This window comes from Nonomuraea sp. NPDC049419 (genome assembly GCF_040676995.1).
Lineage (GTDB): Bacteria > Actinomycetota > Actinomycetes > Streptosporangiales > Streptosporangiaceae > Nonomuraea > Nonomuraea salmonea.
This window is the reverse complement of record NZ_JBFAQB010000007.1, coordinates 210,224-230,462: the sequence shown is the minus strand read 5'-3', so window position 1 is coordinate 230,462 and position 20,239 is coordinate 210,224. Positions and strand designations below refer to the sequence as shown.

Annotated in this window: 14 protein-coding genes; 5 read left to right on the top strand and 9 right to left on the bottom strand. The window is 72.7% G+C overall.

Annotated features, from left to right (window positions below; translation table 11 throughout):
* The first annotated feature begins 51 nt into the window (after nt 1–51).
* The 4 genes from AB0K12_RS22945 (at nt 52) to AB0K12_RS22930 (ending at nt 2,845) form a co-directional block, all read left to right on the top strand.
* Nucleotides 52–1,068, top strand: a complete 1,017-nt coding sequence (locus AB0K12_RS22945; RefSeq protein ID WP_364564471.1) for a hypothetical protein — start codon at nt 52–54, stop codon at nt 1,066–1,068.
* Nucleotides 1,065–1,682, top strand: a complete 618-nt coding sequence (locus AB0K12_RS22940; protein WP_364564468.1) for a hypothetical protein — start codon at nt 1,065–1,067, stop codon at nt 1,680–1,682. The genes AB0K12_RS22945 and AB0K12_RS22940 overlap by 4 nt, the downstream gene beginning before the upstream one ends.
* Before the next feature lie 13 nt (nt 1,683–1,695).
* A complete protein-coding gene (locus AB0K12_RS22935) occupies nt 1,696–2,496 on the top strand; it encodes an inositol monophosphatase (protein WP_364564465.1) in 801 nt (266 codons plus the stop codon).
* A 106-nt stretch (nt 2,497–2,602) separates the two neighbouring features.
* Nucleotides 2,603–2,845 (top strand): hypothetical protein, encoded by a 243-nt coding sequence (locus AB0K12_RS22930; RefSeq protein ID WP_364564462.1) that lies wholly within the window; start codon nt 2,603–2,605, stop codon nt 2,843–2,845.
* Nucleotide 2,846: 1 nt separating this feature from the next.
* Here AB0K12_RS22930 and AB0K12_RS22925 read toward each other — a convergent pair whose 3' ends face one another.
* Nucleotides 2,847–4,019 carry an SLC13 family permease gene (locus AB0K12_RS22925; protein WP_364564459.1) on the bottom strand — a complete coding sequence of 391 codons (1,173 nt, stop codon included), beginning with the start codon at nt 4,017–4,019 and terminating at the stop codon, nt 2,847–2,849.
* Nucleotides 4,020–4,076: 57 nt separating this feature from the next.
* On the opposite strand from AB0K12_RS22925, the gene AB0K12_RS22920 reads away from it, so the two are divergent.
* Nucleotides 4,077–9,644 (top strand): TIR domain-containing protein, encoded by a 5,568-nt coding sequence (locus AB0K12_RS22920; RefSeq protein ID WP_364564456.1) that lies wholly within the window; start codon nt 4,077–4,079, stop codon nt 9,642–9,644.
* On the opposite strand, the gene AB0K12_RS22915 is transcribed toward AB0K12_RS22920, so the two are convergent.
* The 8 genes from AB0K12_RS22915 to polA form a co-directional block, all read right to left on the bottom strand.
* Entirely contained in the window at nt 9,641–9,862 is a 222-nt protein-coding gene (locus AB0K12_RS22915; RefSeq protein WP_364564453.1) for a hypothetical protein, read from the bottom strand. The two genes, AB0K12_RS22920 and AB0K12_RS22915, sit on opposite strands and share 4 nt — an antisense overlap.
* A gap of 40 nt (nt 9,863–9,902) precedes the next feature.
* The gene (coaE, locus tag AB0K12_RS22910; protein WP_364564450.1) at nt 9,903–10,505 is read right to left on the bottom strand and encodes a dephospho-CoA kinase; all 603 of its coding nucleotides are present in this window, start codon (nt 10,503–10,505) and stop codon (nt 9,903–9,905) included.
* Nucleotides 10,506–10,597: 92 nt separating this feature from the next.
* Nucleotides 10,598–11,065, bottom strand: coding sequence for a GNAT family N-acetyltransferase (locus AB0K12_RS22905; protein WP_364565012.1), 468 nt, complete (start codon nt 11,063–11,065; stop codon nt 10,598–10,600).
* A gap of 13 nt (nt 11,066–11,078) precedes the next feature.
* Complete coding sequence (locus tag AB0K12_RS22900) at nt 11,079–13,142, bottom strand: alpha/beta hydrolase (RefSeq protein WP_364565009.1); 2,064 nt, start codon at nt 13,140–13,142, stop codon at nt 11,079–11,081.
* 92 nt (nt 13,143–13,234) lie between these two features.
* Nucleotides 13,235–14,389, bottom strand: coding sequence for an epoxide hydrolase family protein (locus tag AB0K12_RS22895; RefSeq protein ID WP_364564447.1), 1,155 nt, complete (start codon nt 14,387–14,389; stop codon nt 13,235–13,237).
* Nucleotides 14,390–14,691: 302 nt separating this feature from the next.
* Nucleotides 14,692–16,173, bottom strand: coding sequence for a 30S ribosomal protein S1 (gene rpsA, locus AB0K12_RS22890; protein ID WP_355427943.1), 1,482 nt, complete (start codon nt 16,171–16,173; stop codon nt 14,692–14,694).
* Between the two features lie 192 nt (nt 16,174–16,365).
* Nucleotides 16,366–17,460 carry a polysaccharide deacetylase family protein gene (locus tag AB0K12_RS22885; RefSeq protein WP_364564443.1) on the bottom strand — a complete coding sequence of 365 codons (1,095 nt, stop codon included), beginning with the start codon at nt 17,458–17,460 and terminating at the stop codon, nt 16,366–16,368.
* Between the two features lie 72 nt (nt 17,461–17,532).
* Entirely contained in the window at nt 17,533–20,223 is a 2,691-nt protein-coding gene (polA, locus tag AB0K12_RS22880; protein WP_364564440.1) for a DNA polymerase I, read from the bottom strand.
* Between the last annotated feature and the right edge of the window lie 16 nt (nt 20,224–20,239).

Sequence of the window (20,239 nt, the reverse complement as noted above, 5' to 3'; positions counted from 1 at the left end):
CTGATCGTCGGCACGGGCGGGGCGGGGCGCATGGGACGGTTGAAGGCGGCTTTGCGACGGACCGCCCCGTGGGCGGCGCGCAACGCCGACGGCGCCATCGCGCTCGCGCTGGCCTTCGTGGTCGGCGTGCTCGGCATCATGCCGCCGGAGATCTTCGGCAGCGAGGGCGACAAGATCCAGACGCAGCTGGTGAACTCGTCGTCCCTGGTCATCATGGCGCTGGTGGCCACCGCGCTGCTGCGCGACCGCGCCCGCCAGGCCCCCGTCGAGCGGACGATCACCTCGGGCGCGCTGGCCGAGCTGCCGATCCGGCTGGCCCGCCTGGAGGAGATCGAGACGCTGGCCCACAGCACCCGCCACGCGCTCGACGCGCTGCAGCTCGTCCGCGTGCTGGGCAGCAGGCAGGAGATCGCCCAGTGCCACGCCGAGGCCAGGCGCGACACCACGCGCTGGCTGTTCAAGGGCGGCACCGGCACCTACCTGCGGGCCGTGACGCTGCCGCAGTGCGTGGCCGCCGCCCGCAGGGACAAGCGCCACCTCACCGTACGCGTCGAGGTCATCGACCCGTCCGACCTCGAGGTGTGCGAGACGTACGCCCACTACCGCCGCTCGCTGTCCGACACCCCCGACGGCACCGGCGAGACGTGGACGACCGACCGGGTCAGGAAGGAGTCGTACGCGACCGTCCTGGCCGCCTTCTGGCACCGGCAGCGCTACGGCCTGCTCGACATCGGGGTCGGCCTGTCGTCCACGATGACCACGTTCCGCTGGGACCTGTCCTCCAGCCGCCTCATCATGACGGTCGAGGACCCCAACAAGGCCATGACGGCGCTCGCCGGCACCTTCTACTACGAGAACTGCGACACCGAGCTGCGGCTGAGCTTCGAGCAGGCGCGGCGGCTGCCGCTGGAGATGTACAGGAAGGTGCCGCTGAGCGACGAGCCCACGATCGAGGAGGTGCAGGAGTTGTTCGAGCGTGCGGGGCTGCCCCTGCCCAAGTCCTACAACGGGCACGACGTCGTCGACATCGCCCGTAAGGCGCTGCGCGCCGTGGACCCGTACGCATGAGCCGCCATCTCGTCCAAAGGGCGGTGGCCGAGGGGCGCGCCAGATCGTGGGCCCTGGCGGAGCTGGCGCGGCCCGGCCTGACCGCGGTGCGCCATCCGCTCGGGTTCGTCTGCCTGCCGCTGGAGCGCGACGGCGACGACGGCGTGTGCCTGCACGTGTGGTCGAAAGCGCTGGCCCATGCCGAGACCACCACCTCGCAGATCCACTGCCACAGCTGGGACCTGGAGAGCCACGTGCTCTACGGCCAGGTCCGCAACGTGCACGCGGTCGTCACCGACGCGGGCGCCGACGCCACCCACCGCGTCTACGAGGTGGTGAGCGGGGCCGACGGCGACCGCATCTCGCCCACCGGCCGCACCGTGCGGCACGCGACGGGGCTGGTGGAGGTCTTCGGGCCGGGCGAGACGTACACGCTGGCCGCCGACCGCTTCCACAGCAGCGTCGTGCCGGAGGACGGCGAGGCGGCCACCATCGCGCTCGGCAGCGGCCGGCCCGGTGGCCGTGACCTGTCCCTCGGCCCGCTCGGCGGCGGCGCGCACCACGTGGCCAGGCAGCCGCTCGACGCCGACGAGACGGCGCTGGCCGTCCGGCTGATCACCGCGCATCTCACCTGAGAGGGCAACGCCGATGGACCTGGATCACGCTCGCACGGTCGCCGTCGAAGCCGCCGAGGCCGCGGGGGCGCTGATCAGGGAGGGCACCAGGCGCGCGCTGCGCGTGCACGCCAAGGGCACGGCCGGCGACGTGGTGACCGACCTCGACCTGGCCTCGGAGAAGCTGCTGCTGGAGCGGATTCTGACGGCCTTCCCCTCGCACGCGGTGATCGCCGAGGAGTCGGGGCTGAACGGCTCCGCGGGCGGCGAGTGGACATGGCTGGTGGATCCGCTCGACGGCACCAACAACGTGGCGATCGGGCTGCCCGCGTACGTGGTGGGCGTCGCGCTGTGCCGGGCCGGGCTGCCGCAGCTCGGCGTGGTGCACGACCCCGTCTCGGGACAGACGTGGTCGGCCGTCAGGGGCGGGGGCGCGCTGGCCTCGTCAGGGGGGCGGCTGTCGGCCCCGTACGCGCCGAGCCCGCACGGCCCGCTGCTGGCCTGGATCCAGGGCTACGGCATCGCCAGGGACGACCCGACCGTGCTCAGGCTGAAGACGGCGCTCGACCTCAACGCCCGCAGGGTGCTGCAGCTGTGGACGCCGCTACTGTCGTGGGCGATGCTGGCCCGCGGCGACATCGACGGCATCGTGGGCTACCGCACCGGCGTGGTCGACCTGCCGGCGGGCGCGCTGCTCGCGCAGGAGGCGGGCATCGAGATCAGGGCGCTCGACGGCGGCCCGTACGACGAGTGCGTCAACGGCGCCTCCGACGTGCGCAGCTACGTGGCGGCTCACCCGCGCGCCCTGCCAGGGCTGCTCGCGCTCCTGCAATGAGGAGAAGTGCGCGCACGCAGTGTGTCGTTCTGCGATGAGTTCCGCCGCTCCGCGCGGTCTACTCAAGTGACGCCGGAACCCGGCGCACCGCGGAGAGGAGCCCGACATGATCACCACCACCGAGCTGGCGCAGGTGCTCTTCGTCACCCCCCTGCAGCCCTCCGACGGGCTGTCGCCCGCCCAGATCCGCTCGGCCGTGGACGAGCGGCTGTGCGCGTGCGGCGGCGACCCGTCGTGGTGCGCCGCGTACGTGGCGCAGGAGGCCGGCGACCACCCCGAGACGTACGCCCCGCGCATGCGGTGGGCGCTGGCCGCGGTGGCCGGCGCCTACGAGCCCGTCGCCGCGTGAGTCAGCCGAACGTGACCAGCGCCCACACCGTCGCCGCCGTGCCCACGACGGCCAGGCCGGCGCCGATGAGCAGGAAGCGCCGCATGGGCACGGCCACGTCGTGGCGGCGGCACGACTCGAACCACAGCAGCGTCGCCAGCGACGCCCACGGCGTGATGACCGGCCCGACGTTGGTGCCGGCCAGCAGCGCCAGCAGGTGGTCCTGCTCGGCGGCCGGGATGACGGTCTCGACCGCCTTGTACGCCGGCAGGTTGTTGATCAGGTTGGACAGCCCGGCCCCGACGGCGGCGGTGCGGTAGGGGTCGCTCTCGGTGCCGATCAGCCAGGTCATCAGCGCCGACAGGCCGTGCCCGCTCAGCGTCGGCACCACCAGGAAGAGCCCGGTCACGAAGATCACGAGCTGCCACGGGACGAGGTGCCAGGTCAGGCGCTCGCGGGCGCGCAGCACGAAGGCGGCCACGACGACGACGGCCGCGGCGCAGGCGGCCACCGCGACGTGCGCGCCGACCAGCAGCAGCACGATGAACAGCAGGCAGCCGGCCGCGGCCGCCCCGAACAGCACCCGGTCGCCGACGGGCTCCAGCACCGGCGGGGTGTAGCGCAGGTCGCGACGCTCGCCGCGGCGCCAGAAGAACACCCACAGGAACACCATCGTCACCGCGATCGCGGCGATCTGCGGAGCCCACATGCGGGCCGCGAACTCCTGCGTGCTGAGACCGATCTTGCGCATGCCGAGCAGGTTGGTGAGGTTGGAGACCGGCAGCAGCAGGCTGGCGGTGTTGGCCAGCCAGATCGTGGTCATCGCCAGGGGCAGCGCGGCGATGCGGGCGCGGGGGGCGAGGGCGAGCATGACGGGGGTGAGCAGGACGGCCGTCGTGTCGAGGTTGAGGAAGATCGTGACGAAGGACGCGAAGGCCGTGCAGAGGAAGAAGAGCGCGGCGTAGTTGCCGCGGCCCAGCACCGCCATCCGCGCCGCGATCGCGTCGAAGACCTGCGCCTCCTTGGTCAGCTCCGCCACCACGATGATCGCCACGAGGAAGATCAGCAGCGGGCCGATCTCGCTGAGGCTCTCGACGGCCGCGTGCCAGGGCAGCAGCCCGGTGGCCACGAAGACCAGCCCCAGGATCAGCAGCCCGATCCTGATCCAGTCGAGTACGCCAAGACGCCGCAACACCCGACGATGATCGCACACGGACTGCACATCGCCGACGCCACAGGGGATACTGACGAGATGGCACGTGACGGCAGGCCGACCGACATCTTCGTCAGCTACTCCCCCGCCGACACGGCCTGGGCGACCTGGATCGCCTGGGAGCTCGAGGCGGCGGGCTACAAGACCATGATCCAGGCGTGGGACTTCGTGCCGGGCACCAACTTCATCGACTTCATGGACCGCGGCGTCAGCGAGGCGCGGCTCGTCGTCGCCGTGCTCTCGCGCAACTACCTCGGCTCCCGCTACGGGCGCATGGAGTGGCAGGCCGCGCTGCGCGCCGACCCCGACAACCCGTCCAACAAGCTCGTCACCATCCGCCTGGAGGACGTGCCGCTCGAAGGGTTGCTGTCCACGATCACCTGGGTCGACCTGCTCGGCGTCACCGATCCAGGACAGGCCAGGGCGCTGCTGCTCGGCCGGGTCAGAGAGGCGCTGGCCGGCCGCGCCAAGCCCGAGGCCGCGCCCGCCTTCCCCGACGGCACCAGCAGGCCGGTCCCCGTGCCGACGCTGCCGGCGCCCGCCGAGCGGCCGAGGGCCAGGCGCACCCCGGTCACCGCGCCCACGTTCCCGCCGTCGGCCGCGGGCGGGCGGGGGCGCGAGACGATCAGCGTGCTGCACATCGGCGGGCCCCGCTTTGGGAGGGGGTTGCCCGAGCCCGGCGACCCGTTCACGCCCGAGGACATGCAGGCCCGCATCTGGGCCGACCTGACCGCCATGTACGACCGCGGCATGCCACGCCCCGACCTCATGGTCGTCGCGGGCGACCTCACCGAGTCGGGCACGCTCGGCCAGTTCGGCCAGGCCACCAGGTTCGTCACCGACCTGCGGCTGCTGCTCGGGCTCGAGCCGCACCGGCTCGTCCTGCTGCCCGGCCCGCGCGACGTCACCAAGGCCGCCGCCAGCGCCTACTTCATGACCTGCGAGGCCGACGACGTCAGCCCGCAGCCCCCTTACTGGCCCAAGTGGCGCCACTTCGCCACCCTGTTCGGCGAGGTCTACCAGGGGCTCGACGACCGGGTGTTCGACGGCGGGCAGCCGTGGAGCCTGTTCGAGGTGCCCGACCTGCGCGTGGTCGTGGCCGGGCTCAACTCGACGATGGCGATGAGCCACCTGGAGCGCGACGCGTACGCGCTGATCGGGGAGGCGCAGGCGGCGTGGTTCGCCGAGCGGCTCCGGCCGTACGAGGAGCGCGGGTGGCTGCGGCTCGGCGCGATCGGCCACCCGCCGGCCGAGCTGCGCGACGCCGCCACGTACGAGCGGCTGCTCGGCCGCCGGCTCAACCTGCTCTTCCACGGCGGCGCCGGCACGGCGGCCGAGGGCCGGGTGGCCGCACCGCGCGCCGGCCGGCACCAGGTGATCGAGATCGGCCCCGACGGGCTGCGCACCTGGCTGCCCGACGAGGGCACGCCCGAGCGGGTCAGGGCCAGGTGGCGGGCCGCGCAGACCACGTTCACCGGGCAGACGCCGGCCGCGCCGCCGCCCGCGCCCGAGCCGGAGCAGCGCGCGCCCAGCCCCGTCGAGCTGCTGCTCGACCGCATCGCCGAGGTGTGCGAGGCCCGCCACGAGCGGGCCAGGATCCGCAGGTTCGACGCCCACCTCGTGGTCACCCACCCCGAGGACGGGTTCGTCCGGCAGACCATGATCGGCGCGTACGTCGGCGAGCCCACCGTGGAGAGCGCCGACGGCTTCGTCCGCACCGCCCACGCCGCCGGGCTCGCGGCCGAGCTGGTCTACCAGGGCCCGCCCGCGCCGCGCTCGGTCCGCGAGGAGCTGATGCGCAAGGGCGTGCGCCTGCGCAGCTTCACCGAGTTCCAGGGCCTGCTCGACCTCAGCGGCTACGTCACCGAGCAGACCGCGCGCCTCGCCTCCGACCGCCGCTATCCGCCCGGCCTGTACGTCCCCCAGCGCTACCGCGAGCTCGACCGCCCCGGCAGCGCCGTCAGGGCCGGGCTGACCGACGAGATGATGCGGCTGCTGTCGGCCGACCACGGCCGCTTCCTGCTGCTGCTCGGCGACTTCGGCCACGGCAAGACGTTCGCGCTGCGCGAGCTGGCCCGCCGCATCCCCGCCGAGCTGCCCCACCTGACGCCGATCCTCATCGAGCTGCGCGCGCTCGACAAGGCGCACTCGGTCGACGCGCTGGTGGCGGCGCATCTGGCGAGCCACGGCGAGGAGGTCATCGACCTCAAGGCGTTCCGCTACCTGCTCAGGCAGGGGCGCATCGTGCTGCTGTTCGACGGGTTCGACGAGCTGGTGACCAGGCTGACCTACGACCGGGCGGCCGATCACCTGGCCACGCTGCTGTCGGCGGCCGAGGACAAGGCGAAGATCGTGGTGGCCAGCCGCACCCAGCACTTCAAGTCGCACAGCCAGGTGCTGACCTCGCTGGGCGAGATGGTGGGCGTGCTGCCGCAGCGGCGGGTGCTCGGCGTGGAGAACTTCGCGCCCGACCAGATCAGCTCCTACCTCGCCAACAGGTTCGGCGACGACGCCGAGGCCGGCGCCCGCATGGCGCTGATGCGGGAGATGGAGGACCTGCTCGCGCTGGCCCAGAACCCGCGCATGCTGAGCTTCATCGCCGACCTCGACGCCGACCGCCTGCGCACGGTCGCCGAGGCCCGCCACACGATCAGCCCTGCCCTGCTGTACGAGGAGATCCTCACCTCCTGGCTGGCCTTCGAGGAGCGGCGGGCCAAGGTGCCGGGCTCGACCGGCGGGCTCAGCGTCGAGGAGCTGTGGCGGGCGGTGACCGCGCTGGCGGTGCGCCTGTGGGAGTCGGGCGACGCGCTGCTCGGCGTGGACGAGCTGACCGAGATCGGCGAGACGCTGACCGACCTGGCCGACGGGCAGCTGTCGGCCGCGCACGCCGCGTTCCGCATGGGGTCGGGCAGCCTGCTCGTGCGCACGGAAGAGGGCATGTTCGGGTTCATCCACACCTCGGTGATGGAGTGGCTGATCGCCCGCCGCATCGCCGCCACCATGGACGACCCGGTCCTGCTGTCGCGCCGGCCGCTGTCGGCGCTGACCGTCGAGTTCCTGTGCGACCTCGCCGACGTACGCGCGCTGCGCGCCTGGGTGAACCACCCGCCGGCCGACGACGTCTCCCGCGCCAACGCCGTCAAGATCTCCGCCCGGCTGCGCACGCCGGCCCGCGCCGACCTGCGCGGCGCCAACCTCAAGGGCGAGGACCTGTCGGCCAGGGATCTGCGCGAGGTCGACCTGACCGGCGCCGACCTGTCCGAGGCGACGCTGGTCGGCACCAACCTGTCCAGGGCCGTGCTGAAAGACGCCCGCCTGACCGGCGCCAGGCTCGACGCCGCCCAGCTCACCGGGGCCGACCTGCGCGGCGCCGACCTGTCGGGGGCGCGGCTGGCGCAGGTGGACCTGAGCGACGCGGCCGTCGAGGGCGCCCGCTGGCACCGCGCCACGCTGATCGACGTCACCGGCACGCTGCCGCACCTGCCGGGCGCGGCCGTGGTGCCAGGACAGCCGGTCGAGGTGGAGTTCGCGCCCGCCGGCATCGGCGTCCCGTACGGCTACCACTTCCAGACCAGCCGCCTGCCCGAGCCGATCGCCTACAGCCCCGACGGCGCCACCCTCGCGGTCGGCAACGAGGACGGCGGCGTGCTGCTGTGCGTGGGCGGCGCGCCCGTGCGCACGCTGCAAGGGCACCGGGGCCGCGTCTACGCGGTGGCGTTCGCCGGCGAGCTGATGGCCACCGGCGCCAGCGACGGCGTCGTGCTGCTGTGGGACGCGCTGACCGGCGAGCCGCTGCGCCGCCTGGCGGGCCATCCCGACGGCGTCTGGCCGCTGCGGCTCAGCGCGTCGGGCGACCTGGTGGCGGCGGGCGGCGGCGACGGCGTCGTCCGCGTGTGGGAGAGCGCCACCGGCCGCCTCGTGCACGAGCTGGCGGGGCACCGGGCGCCCGTCTACACCGCCTCCTTCGGCCGCTCCGCCCTCGTCACCGGCGACGCGGCCGGCACCGTCCGCGTGTGGGACCTCGGCTCCGGGCAGATGAAGGAGACGCTCGGCGAGCACCGCGGCAGCGTCTTCCGCGCCGTGCACAGCCCCGACGGCCGGCTGCTGGCCACCGGCGACGAGGCCGGCACCGTACGCCTGTGGGACACCGCGACCTGGACCCGCCTGCACGAGCTGACCGGCCACACCGGCAGCATCTACTCGCTGGCGTTCGCGCCCGACGGCTCGCTGCTGGCCAGCGGCGACACCGCCGGCGCCGTACGCCTGTGGTCGCCGTCGGGCGAGGAGCGCGGCGTGCACACCACCCACGCGACCAGCGTCTACCAGGTCGCCTTCAGCCCCGGCGGGCAGATCCTGGCCAGCGGCGACGCCAACGGCGTCGTACGCCTGCAGCGGCTCGGCGACGGCAACAGGGTCGAGCTGACCGGGCACCGCAGCTCGGTGTGGCCGTTCGTGTTCAGCCCCGACGGCCAGGAGCTCGCCACCAGCAGCAACGACGGCACCGTACGCCTGTGGGACCCGCACAGCGGCCAGTGCCAGCGGGTGCTGCGCGGCCACGGCCGCCGCATCTCCTCGGTCGCCTTCAGCGCCGACGGCTCGCTGCTGGCCACCAGCGGCAACGACGGCGTCGTACGCCTGTGGGAGTCCCGCACCGGCCGCCGGCTGCGCGAGTTCACCGGCCACAACGACCGGCTCATCTCGGCCTCCTTCTCCCCCGCGGGGCCGGTGCTGGCGACCGCGAGCAACGACGGCGGCGTGCACTTCTGGAACGCTTCGACCGGCGATTACGAGCGCGAGCTCAACGCCGAGACCGAGCACGTGTGGGCCGAGGCGTTCAGCCCCGACGGCGACCTGCTGGCCACGGCCAACGACGACGACACCGTCCGCCTGTGGTACCGGCCGACCGGGCGGCTGGCGGGCAACCTGACCGAGCATCGCGGCCGGGTGCGCTCGATCGCGTTCAGCCCCGACGGCGACCACGTGGCCACCGGCTGCGACGACACGCTCGTCAGGGTCTGGCACCTGCCCACCGGCCGCCGGGTGACCGTCCTGCAGGGGCACAGCGACCGGGTCTACTCCGTCTCCTACTCCCCCGACGGCCGCTTCCTGGTCAGCGCCGGCAACGACGGGCGCGCCCTGGTGTGGGAGCTGCTCCCCGGCCACGCGCCGCGCCTGGTGCACACGCTGCGGCACGAGGGGCGGCTGTGGAGCGCGGCGTTCGGCGCGGCGGGCTCGGTGCTGGCCACCGGCGGCGACGACACGCTCGTCCGCGTCTACGACGCCGCCACCGGCGACCTGCGCCACTCCCTGTCAGGCCACAACCGCCGCGTCTGGTCGGTCGCCTTCAGCCCGGCGCCCGGCTCCGAGCTGCTGGCCAGCGCGGGCGACGACGGCGTGGTCATCCTCTGGGAGGGCGGCGCGCGGCGGGCGACCCTGCTGGGGCTGCCCGAGGGGTGGGCGGCCCTGGCGCCCGACGGCCGCTACAAGCTGCAGGGCGATCCAGGCGGGCAGTTCTGGCACGTGGTCGGGATGTCGCGGTTCGAGCTGGGCGAGCTGGACGCGTACCTGCCGGGAGTGCGGCAGGTGCCGCTCGACGCGCCCTTCTAGAACACCTCGATGCGGTGTCGCACGTGGAGGAGGTCAGGAACGTTGCGGCCGTCGCGGTGGAGCGGCGTCGGCCCCTCGCGCACCTCCGTGCAGCCGCCGTCCGCCGGGATCGCGACCCGGCCGCCGGTGACCGTCCACGGGTCGCTCATGCGGGCGATGGAGAGCTGCGCGGGGCCCCCCATGCCGCGCCCCGGGCCCGCCCAAAGGCCGGCGCCCACACGACGATCTTTCTGATCGTCGCGGCAGGATGTCAGGTCGTCAACCCACGGCGGCGCGGCGCAGGAGGTCGTCCCAGACCTCGGCGACGCGGGCGTCGAGCTCCTCGAGTGAGCCGTCGTTGGGGATCACGATGTCGGCCGCGGCCAGCCGGTCGTCCCTGCTCGCCTGGGCGGCGATGCGGGCCTTGGCGTCGGCCTCCGCCATGCCGCGGTGTTCGGCCAGGCGGCGGATGCGCAGCTCGTCGGGGGCGTCGACCACGATCACCACGTCGTACATGGGGGCCAGGTTGTTCTCCACCAGCAGCGGCACGTCGTACACCATGATCGTGTCGTTGCCGGCGCCCCGCTGCAGCTCCGCGACCCGCTCCCCCACCAGCGGGTGCACGATCGCGTTGAGCGCGGCCAGCTTCTCGGAGTCGGTGAAGACGATGGAGCCGAGCTTCTCCCTGTCGAGCGAGCCGTCGGGGCGCAGCACCCCGCCGCCGAACGTCTCCGCCACCCGCGCCAGCCCCGGCGTGCCGGGCTCGACCACCTCACGGGCGATCAGGTCGGCGTCGATCACCATCGCGCCCCTGGCCGAGAGCCGCTTGGACACCTCGCTCTTCCCGGAGCCGATGCCGCCGGTGAGCCCGATCTTCAACACGCCGGAAAGCCTATCGCCCGGATCTCACGCCGCCTGCTCCGGCGTCACGCGCAGCACGCTTCCCCTTGCCACGCTCCGGCGTCATGCGCAGCTCACTCCCCGTCCGCCGGCTCCGGTGTCATGCGGAGGTGGATGAGGGTCAGGTGGTCGTCCATGCGCTCGCGGTGGGTCTCGCGGTAGCCGAGCCGGCGGTAGAGCCGCAGGTTCCCCTCGGACAGGTGGCCGGTGAACAGGTCGAACGCCTTCGCCTGCGGCACCTGCTCGTGCAGGGCGCGCAGCAGGGCCGTGCCGATGCCCCTGCCCTGCAGGTCAGGGGCCACGACGAGGCGGCCCACCAGGCAGGTGGCGCCGGAGAGCCGCCCGCGTACGGCGCCGACGATGCGCCCCGACTCGACCGCCTTGAGCACGACCGCGCCCTCGATGACCTTGCGCATCTGCTCCAGCGACTCGACCAGCGGCGGGATGTAGGGGTCGCCGTAGAGCTGCGCCTCGCTGAGGTAGGCCGCCCGCTGCAGGGTCAGGACCTCGCCCGCGTCATCGGGCACCGCCCGCTCGATCACCACCCGCCGCAGCCTACTCCCCGCGCCCGGCCCCCGCCGTCAGCTCGCCGGGACACGACGTGCGCCCCTTGGGCGGCTTTCCGCGTACGAGGAAGTCGTGCACCCGGGCCCGCAGGCAAGCGGCCCGCAGCTTCCCGGCCCCCTGCAGCAGATAGGCGTCATGCCCGTCCCCGTGCCACAACACCACCGCACCGGGGATCCCCCGCCCCAGCCGCGCCGCCGGGGCAGGCGGACTGACCACATCCAGCCGCCCCACTCCGACCAGCACCGACGCCCGATCATCGGCTCCTACGCCACCGATGTCACCCGGCACTGCGGAACCTGCCGCACCGCGCTCAAGGCCGCCGCTTGCGCCGGCACGAGGCACGGCAGGACCGGTGTCGGTCTCCTGGCCGCCGCCAGCCCTGGGCCCGAGGTCGCTGCCGGTCCGCGCCGGCCGGTCACCGGCGTCTCCCGAGGAGGGCCGGCCCTCGCCTCCGGCCGGCGCGGACGCCTCGGCGCCGGTCAGGCGGGACCGGTCGAGTCGCGGGGTGTGGGGCGGCCAGCTCGGACGGGCCCGCAGCCCCAGGCACCTGCCGACCTCGTAGCGGCCGGTCAGCCAGCCCACCCGGGGCGCCACCTCTCGTAGCCTGGCCTCCATGCGCAGGAAGGTCCGGTAGCCGGGCACCGCGGGCATGAAGTCGTGGCAGTGCATCGCCCGGGAGACCGTGGCGGGCGCCTCGGCCCGCCGTACGTCGGCGAGCGCCAGCAGCGCCCGCGTGTCCCCCTCCTCGGCGGCGGCCAGCGCCCTGGCCAGCTCGGGCCACCGCTTCGGGTCGAGCCCGGCGAGCACGGCCGCGACGACGCGCCGCTCGTCCACCGCCCGCCTGCCGGGAACGACCCCTGGCCCTGCCTTGGACGATCGCCCGCCCGCCGAACCGCCGGCGACGACCGACGGTCCTCCACCGAGCAGCTCGCCGAGCCAGGGGCCCGCCTTGAGTGGCGTCTCGCCGAGCAGAGCGTCCAGCCCGGGACCGTCGGGCGAGCCTGCCGTCGGCTCACGAGGGCCGGAGGGCGGGCCTGGGTTCGCGGGCAGGAGCAGCTCGGCAGGCGAAGCCGTGCGCTGGGTGCCGCCGCCCGAATCGACACCGCCGACCCCGTGGGCGAGGAGGTCGTCCAGGACCTCGACGGCGTCGCCGTCCAGGGGGCAGGCCAGGTGGTTGACGCACCAGTCGCGGAAGTAGCGCAACTGGCGCTCGGCCGCCCTCGCGTGGGCGATGAGGCGCCGGCCCAGGCCGGGCTGGAAGTGGTCAGGGACGCCTTCCAGGTAGATCCGACCGGCCCGGCCGGGGAACAGCTCCAGGTACGCCTGCCCGTACACCGCCCCGTACCCGTTGCCGAAGTAGCGCAGCCGGCGCCGGCCGAGTGCGTCGCGCAGGGCGTCGAGGTCGTGTGCCACCTGCCAGGCCGTCAGGCCGTCGTAGGCGGGCCCGGCCGCGATCCGGCAGCTTCTGTCGTAGGCGGCGTTGTGACGGGCGTAGGAGCGCCATGCGGCCTCTCCAGAGGCGATCTGGAGCCGCCGGGGGTCGGGTGGCGGCACCGAGCAGCGCACCATGGCCGCGCTCCCCCTGTCGCCGATCCCGCGCGGCTCCACCAGCACCACGTCGAACCATCGGGCCAGCTCGCTCACCGTGTCGGGCCTGGCGCGCACGTCCTGGACGGTGGAGCCCGCCCCGGTGTTGACGACCAGCGGGCCGAGGCTGCGTGCGGGGTCGCGGGCGGGCAGCCAGGCGAGGTCGATCTCCGTACGCGTCCCGGACGGCCGCTTCCAGTCCACCGGCACGGACAGCTTCCCGCACCTCAGCCCGTCGCCGCACTCCCGCCACCGCACCCGCCCGAGCGCCGGGCCGTCCGGCTCGCCGGACCGGTCCGACCAGAAGCCGCCGCCCCGCTCGTCCACCGGATCCAGTGCGCCGTCCGTGGCGGCGGCGGCGGACGCCACGGACGCCACGGACGGTACGGCGGTGACGAGGACGGCGCTGGCGAGGACGGCGGCGGTCGTGAGGCCCGCCGCCGCCCTGATGACCGGCTGAACCATGCCCACGCAGATCGCTCCCGAGAGTCGCAGCCACCAAGCGCCGCCCAGTCTCCCAGCACTCACCGGCGCAGGTCACAGGCTTGCAAAGACCCTCAGGTAAAATCTCCATCGCGCCGCTGCAGGATCCGGAAAAACTCCCTTATACCGTTCACGAGCGAGGCGGGCGACGCCATGGCGACCATGTGGCTGGGGCTCTCGCCGCGTCCCCAGTAGACGATGTCGTTGCCGCGCTCGGCGATCCGCCGCAGCACCTCGGGCCCGCCGTGGGTGACCCCGGTCGGCACCTCCTTCTGGTCGACGGGCAGCCCGGCCGCCCCCTCGTAGTACGGCCACGAGGACGATCCGCCGGTGCCGGTCAGCCAGTACAGGCTGGCGTTGGTGAGCAGCAGGTCCCTGTCGATGGGCTCGGCCCCCGGCTCCCACCCGTCGAACTCCCTGAACCGCTCCACCAGGTACGCGAGCTGCGCCACCGGCGAGTCCACGAACCCGTACGCCAGGGTCTGCGGCCGGGCGGCCAGGTAGGGCCCGTAGCCGCTGCCGCCCGCCATGCGCCGCCCCATCTCCTCCAGCAGGGCAAGGTCCTCAGGGGCGGCCCCGTCCAGCTCGCCGGGCTCGCCCGTGGGGACGCCGAGCCCGGCCGTGATCACCGCGCCCATCACGTGCTCGCTGTCGAGGGCGGCCAGGCGCGGCGTGACGAGCGCTCCCGCGTCGTTGCCGTGCGCGACGTACCGGTCGTAGCCGAGCCGCCGCATCAGCTCGGCCCACGTGCGCGCCACCCGGTCGATGCTCCACGGCCGCGGGCCGGCCGGCTCGGGGAACGGCGAGAACGCGAACCCGGGCAGCGACGGGGCCACGACGTGGAAGGCGGCCGAGGGGTCGAGCCCGTGGCCGCGCGGGTCGGTGAGCGGGCCGATGACGTCGAGGAACTCGGCGACGGAGTTCGGCCAGCTGTGCGTCATGATCAGCGGCACGGCGCCCGGCTCCGGCGAGCGTACGTGCAGGAGATGCACCCGCTGCCGGTCGATGACGGTGGTGTACTGCGCGAACGCGTTCAGCCTGGCCTCCTGCGCCCGCCAGTCGAACCCGCCGGCCCAGTACGCGGCCAGCTCCCGCAGATGGTCCACGGGCACGCCCCGGTCCCACCCTCCCGGCAGCGCCCCCGCCCACCGGGTCCTGCGCACCCGCTCGCGCAGCTCGTCCAGGTCGGCCTGCGGGATATCGATACGAAAAGCGGTGATCTCTTCCATGCCCGGCACGCTAACGACGAACGCGGCAAGGAGCCTTCCGCAATAGCGCAGCCACGGAAGCGAACCCGCGAGGGCGCCGCGAACGAGCCGCATCGGCCGCCATCGGCCGCCACCGGAGCCGGCGCGCGAAGGCCCCCGCCGAGCGGCCGTGAGCGGAGGCGCCGCCCGACGAACCCGGCCGGGAAGGGCCGGGACATGCGGGAGGCCCCGCACGGAGAACCGTGCGGGGCCTCCCCCACTGCTGATGGCCGCCACCCGGCGCGAAGATCACGCCTCAGGCGGCCGGCGCCCGGTGCGGGGCGTCAGCTCTGGCCGCCCGCGAGCTTCTCGCGGAGCGCGGCGAGCGCCTCGTCAGAGGCGAGCGCGCCGCTGGCCGGAGCCGACGAGGAGCCACCCTGCTGGGGCTGGGTCTCGCCGCTGTAGGACGAGGGAGCGGCCTCGCCGGCCTCCGCCTCGGCCTTGCGGGCCTCCTCGATCTGCTTCCTGTGAGCCTCGAAGCGCTGCTGGGCCTCGGCGTACTGCCGCTCCCACTCCTCACGCTGCTTGTCGAAGCCCTCGAGCCACTCCCCGGTCTCCGGGTCGAAGCCCTCGGGGTAGATGTAGTTGCCCTGGTCGTCGTACGTGGCCGCCATGCCGTAGAGGGTCGGGTCGAACTCGACCTCGGCGCCGACACCCTCGTTGGCCTGCTTCAGCGAGAGGCTGATGCGGCGACGGTCGAGGTCGATGTCGATGATCTTCACGAAGATCTCGTCGCCGACCTGGACGACCTGCTCCGGGATCTCCACGTGGCGCTCGGCCAGCTCGGAGATGTGGACCAGGCCCTCGATGCCCTCCTCGACCCGGACGAACGCACCGAACGGCACCAGCTTGGTGACGCGGCCCGGCACGACCTGGCCGATCTGGTGGGTGCGGGCGAACTGCTGCCACGGGTCTTCCTGGGTGGCCTTGAGCGACAGGGAGACGCGCTCGCGCTCCATGTCGACGTCGAGGACCTCGACCGTGACCTCCTGGCCCACCTCGACGACCTCGGACGGGTGGTCGATGTGCTTCCAGGACAGCTCGGACACGTGGACCAGGCCGTCGACGCCGCCGAGGTCCACGAACGCACCGAAGTTGACGATCGAGGACACGACGCCCTTGCGGACCTGGCCCTTCTGGAGGGTGTTGAGGAACGTCTGGCGAACCTCGGACTGCGTCTGCTCGAGCCAGGCGCGGCGCGAGAGGACGACGTTGTTGCGGTTCTTGTCGAGCTCGATGATCTTGGCCTCGAGCTCGCGACCGACGTACGGCTGCAGGTCGCGGACACGGCGCATCTCGACCAGGGACGCCGGGAGGAAGCCACGCAGGCCGATGTCGAGGATGAGACCACCCTTGACGACCTCGATGACCGTGCCGGTGACGATGCCGTCCTCGTCCTTGATCTTCTCGATCGTGCCCCAGGCGCGCTCGTACTGAGCACGCTTCTTGGACAGGATCAGGCGGCCCTCCTTGTCCTCCTTCTGGAGAACGAGGGCCTCGACGTGTTCGCCGACCTCCACGACGTCAGCGGGATCGACATCGTGCTTGATCGAAAGCTCGCGCGAGGGGATGACACCCTCGGTCTTGTAGCCGATATCGAGAAGAACCTCGTCTCGATCGACCTTGACGACGGTGCCCTCGACGATGTCGCCGTCGTTGAAGTACTTGATGGTCTCGTCGATCGCCGCGAGGAAGGCTTCCTCGGACCCGATGTCGTTGACCGCTACCTGCGGGGTGCTCGAGGTGGCCTCAGTGCTGGACGTCATGTGTGGAATTGCTCCGAACGCGGACAGGATGTCGATGTGGCGGATGCGCGGCAGGCCCTCTTCCGCATCAAGCCGAGGAATTACGACATCGACGTGACCGAGCGCGAGCCCGCTCCGTCTGAGGCGCGCGCGAGCCCACAGCGCAGCGATCAGCATATGAGACCAACGCCACGGGGTCAATCCGGCGGGGCGTCAATAGGCGATGACCTGGCGCCCTCGCTTGGCGATGATATTACCTCGAACCTTCTCCGGGATGGAGATGCGGTCGGGGTCGCCGTCGCTGACGTAGCGCTTGCCGGGATGCCGGTCCAGCCAGTCGAGCCAGTATTGGGAGCACCACTTGCGGCACTCGCCCTTCTTGCCGTTGCTCTGGATGCGCTGGATCGCCCCGCGGTCGAACTTTTTCGCGTACGGCGAGAGCGAGGGCTCGGCCCCGGCGAGGAACACGCCCGCGAAATCATAACGCGTGCCGTCCCAGGAGCCGGTCCTGGCGGGCTTCTTCCCCTTGGGCAGGGACCCGTACGGCAAAGCCATGGTCTGGGACGGCGGCGCGCCGAGCTTCTTCAGCAGCCGCTCCAGCCGGACGATCTGCTCCTTGACCTTCTTGCGCTTGAGCGTGCGCAGGTCGGGGTGGCTCCAGGTGTGGTTGGCCACCTCGTAGCCGTGGCCGGTCAGCCACCGTACGGCCGCCGCCTGCGCGTCGTGCTCGCGCAGCCCGAACGGCTCCTTGCTGATCCAGAACGTGGCCACAGGACGGAAGCCCGGGTGCCGGGCGGCCACGTCCTGGATGACGCCCACGGCGGTGTCGGGCAGCGGCCGGCCGTCGGCGCCCAGCCCGAAGTGGCTCGGATGCCCGTCGTCGAACGTCAGCACCACGGGGAACTTGCCGGCCGGCACCCTGATCTCGCCCCTGACGAACTCGGCCGCGGTGATCGGCACGTAGCCGCGCTCGGCCAGCTTCTCCAGCTCCTTCCTGAGCTGGGCGGGCGTGCGGTCGAGCGAGGCGCGCCGCTTGGCGAGGATGCGGTGGTACATCAGCACCGGCACCAGCCCCGCCTCGTTGGCGCGCACCTGCTTGGCGAACTCGGGCGTGGACACCACCCCGGGCGGCTGCCCGACCGGGGTGGGCTCGGGCGGCTCGGCGCTGCCCTGGACGGTGGCGCCGGCCTGCGGCCTGGCGTGCGGGCGCGGCTCGCCCGGCATGAGAGCGAGCCCGATGACGGCGATCGTGATCACCACCGCGTTGGCGACGACGATGACCCGCGTGAGGGACGCTGATGACCGCACGAAACTCCCGGCCGCTCGGTGATGACGGCTCCACAGATTAATGCAGAACCGCCCACAGCGCGGCTTTCGCGGCTAGTGGCCCGCGTCCTCCCACGTGCGGCCGACGCCCACCGAGACCTCCAGCGGGACCCGCAGCCGGTAGGCGGCGTTCATCTGGTCGCGCACCAGCCGGCTGAGCCGGTCGAGCTCGCCCGGCGCCACCTCGAACACCAGCTCGTCGTGGACCTGGAGCAGCATCCGCGAGGCCAGCTCCTCCTCGCGGATCGCCTGGCGCACGTTGAGCATGGCGACCTTGATGATGTCGGCGGCCGAGCCCTGGATGGGCGCGTTGAGCGCCATGCGCTCGGCCATCTCGCGGCGCTGGCGGTTGTCGCTGGTGAGGTCGGGCAGGTAGCGCCGGCGGCCCATGATCGTCTCGGTGTAGCCGTCGGTGCGGGCCTGGGCGACGATGGCGTGCAGGAAGTCGCGGACCCCGCCGAACTCCTGGAAGTATTCCTCCTTCAGCGCCCGCGCCTCGGCCACCGGGATGTTGAGCTGCCCGGCGAGCCCGAAGTCGGACAGCCCGTAGGCCAGGCCGTAGTTCATCGCCTTGATGCGGGCCCGCAGCTCGCCGTCGATCTGCTCGGGCGGCAGGTCGAAGACGCGGGCGGCGGTGGCCTGGTGGAAGTCGTGGCCCGACTCGAACGCCTCGATCAGCGACTCGTCGCCCGACAGGTGGGCCATGATCCGCAGCTCGATCTGGCTGTAGTCGGCGGTCAGCAGCGTCTCGTAGCCCTCGCCGACCGTGAAGCCCTGCCGGATGCGGCGGCCCTCGGCGGTGCGGATCGGGATGTTCTGGAGGTTGGGCTTCTCCGACGACAGCCGCCCGGTGGCGGCGATGATCTGGTTGAAGGTGGTGTGGATGCGCCCGTCGTCGGCGATCTCCTTGATGAGGCCCTCGACGGTGGTGCGCAGCTTCTGCTGGTCGCGGTGGCGCAGCATGATCGTGGGCAGCTCGTGCTCGGTCTGGGTGGCGAGCCAGGCGAGCTGGTCGGCGTCGGTGCTGTAGCCGGTCTTGATCTTCTTCGTCTTGGGCAGGTTGAGCCGGACGAAGAGGATCTCCTGCAGCTGCTTGGGCGAGCCGAGGTTGAACTGCTCGCCGACCGAGCGGTGGGCCTCTTCGACGGCGTGCTTGACCGCGGCGCCGAACTCGGCCTCGAGGGCGGCGAAGTATTCGCTGTCGACGGCGATGCCGGCCCGCTCCATCTCGGCGAGCACGGTCAGCAGCGGCAGCTCGACGTCGCCGAGCAGCTGGGTGCCGCCGCGGCCGGCCAGGAAGGTCTCGAGGGAGTCGGCCAGCTCGCGCACGGCGCTCGCGCGCAGCGCGAGGTCCTTGGCCGGTGCGTCCTCGTCGTCGCCGAACAGCGCGGCCTGCCCGTTGTCCTCGTGCTCGGCGCGCAGGTCGCGGTGGAGGTAGCGGCGGGCGAGGTCTTCGAGCGCGAACGTGCGCTGGCCCGGCATCGCGAGGTAGGCGGCCAGCGCGGTGTCGCAGCTGAGGCCGCGCAGCTCCATGCCCTGCGCCCACAGGGCCAGGATGGGCCCCTTGGCGTCGTGGACGGCCTTGGGCCTGGTCTCGTCGCCCAGCCAGGCCCGCAGGGCCGCCTCGTCGCCCTCGGTGAGCTTGACGGGGTCGATGTAGGCGGCGGTGCCGTCGGGGGAGGCGATGGCGACGGCGTCGACGCGGCCGGTGCCGCGGCCGTAGGCGCCCTTGAAGGCGAGCCCGGCGCGGCCCTCGGGCAGCGCGGCGAGCCAGCCGGCCACCCGGCCGGAGCCGAGCAGCACGGTCTCGACCTCGAAGCCCTGCTCGGGCTCCTGCTCGCCGGTGCCGAGCACCTTGAACACCCGCTCGCGCAGCTCGCCGCGGATCTGCAGGGTGTCGAACAACTTGTTGATCTCCTCGCGGTCCCACGCGCCCTGCTCGAGCTCGCCCGGCTGGACCTCGACGGGGACGTCGCGCAGCAGCTCGGTGAGCCGGCGGTTCATCAGCACCTGGGCGACGTGCTCGCGCAGCTTGTCGCCGACCTTGCCCTTGACCTCGTCGACCCGGTCGACCAGCGCGGTCAGCGAGCCGAACTCGCGCACCCACTTGGCGGCGGTCTTCTCCCCCACGCCGGGGATGCTCAGCAAGTTGTCGCTGGGGTCGCCGCGCAACGCGGCGAAGTCGGGGTATTGCTGCGGGGTCAGGCCGTATTTCTCCTGGACCGCCTCGGGGGTGAAGCGGGTCATGTCGCTGATGCCGCGCCGGGTCATCAGGACGGTGACGTGCTCGTCGACCAGCTGCAGCGCGTCGCGGTCGCCGGTGACGATCAGGACGTCCATGCCCTGCTCGCGGGCGCGCGTGGCGAGGGTGGCGATGACGTCGTCGGCCTCGAAGCCCGCCTTGGACAGGTGCGGGATGCGCAGCGTGTCGAGCAGCTCGTAGATGAGCTGCATCTGACCGCGGAAGTCCTCGGGCGTCTCGCTCCTGTTGGCCTTGTAGTCGGCGTATTCCTCGTGGCGGAACGTCGGCTCCGACCGGTCGAAGGCCACCGCGACGTGGGTGGGCTGCTCGTCGCGCAGGATGTTGGTCAGCATCGAGGTGAACCCGTAGACCGCCTCGGTGTGCTGACCGTCGGTGGTCATGAGGTTGGCGTCTTTGAGCGCGTAGAACGCGCGATAGGCCAGCGAATGCCCGTCGAGCAGCAGCAGGCACGGGCGGCTGGGGGTCACTTCACTCTTCGGCACACAGGCAGCCTAGTCT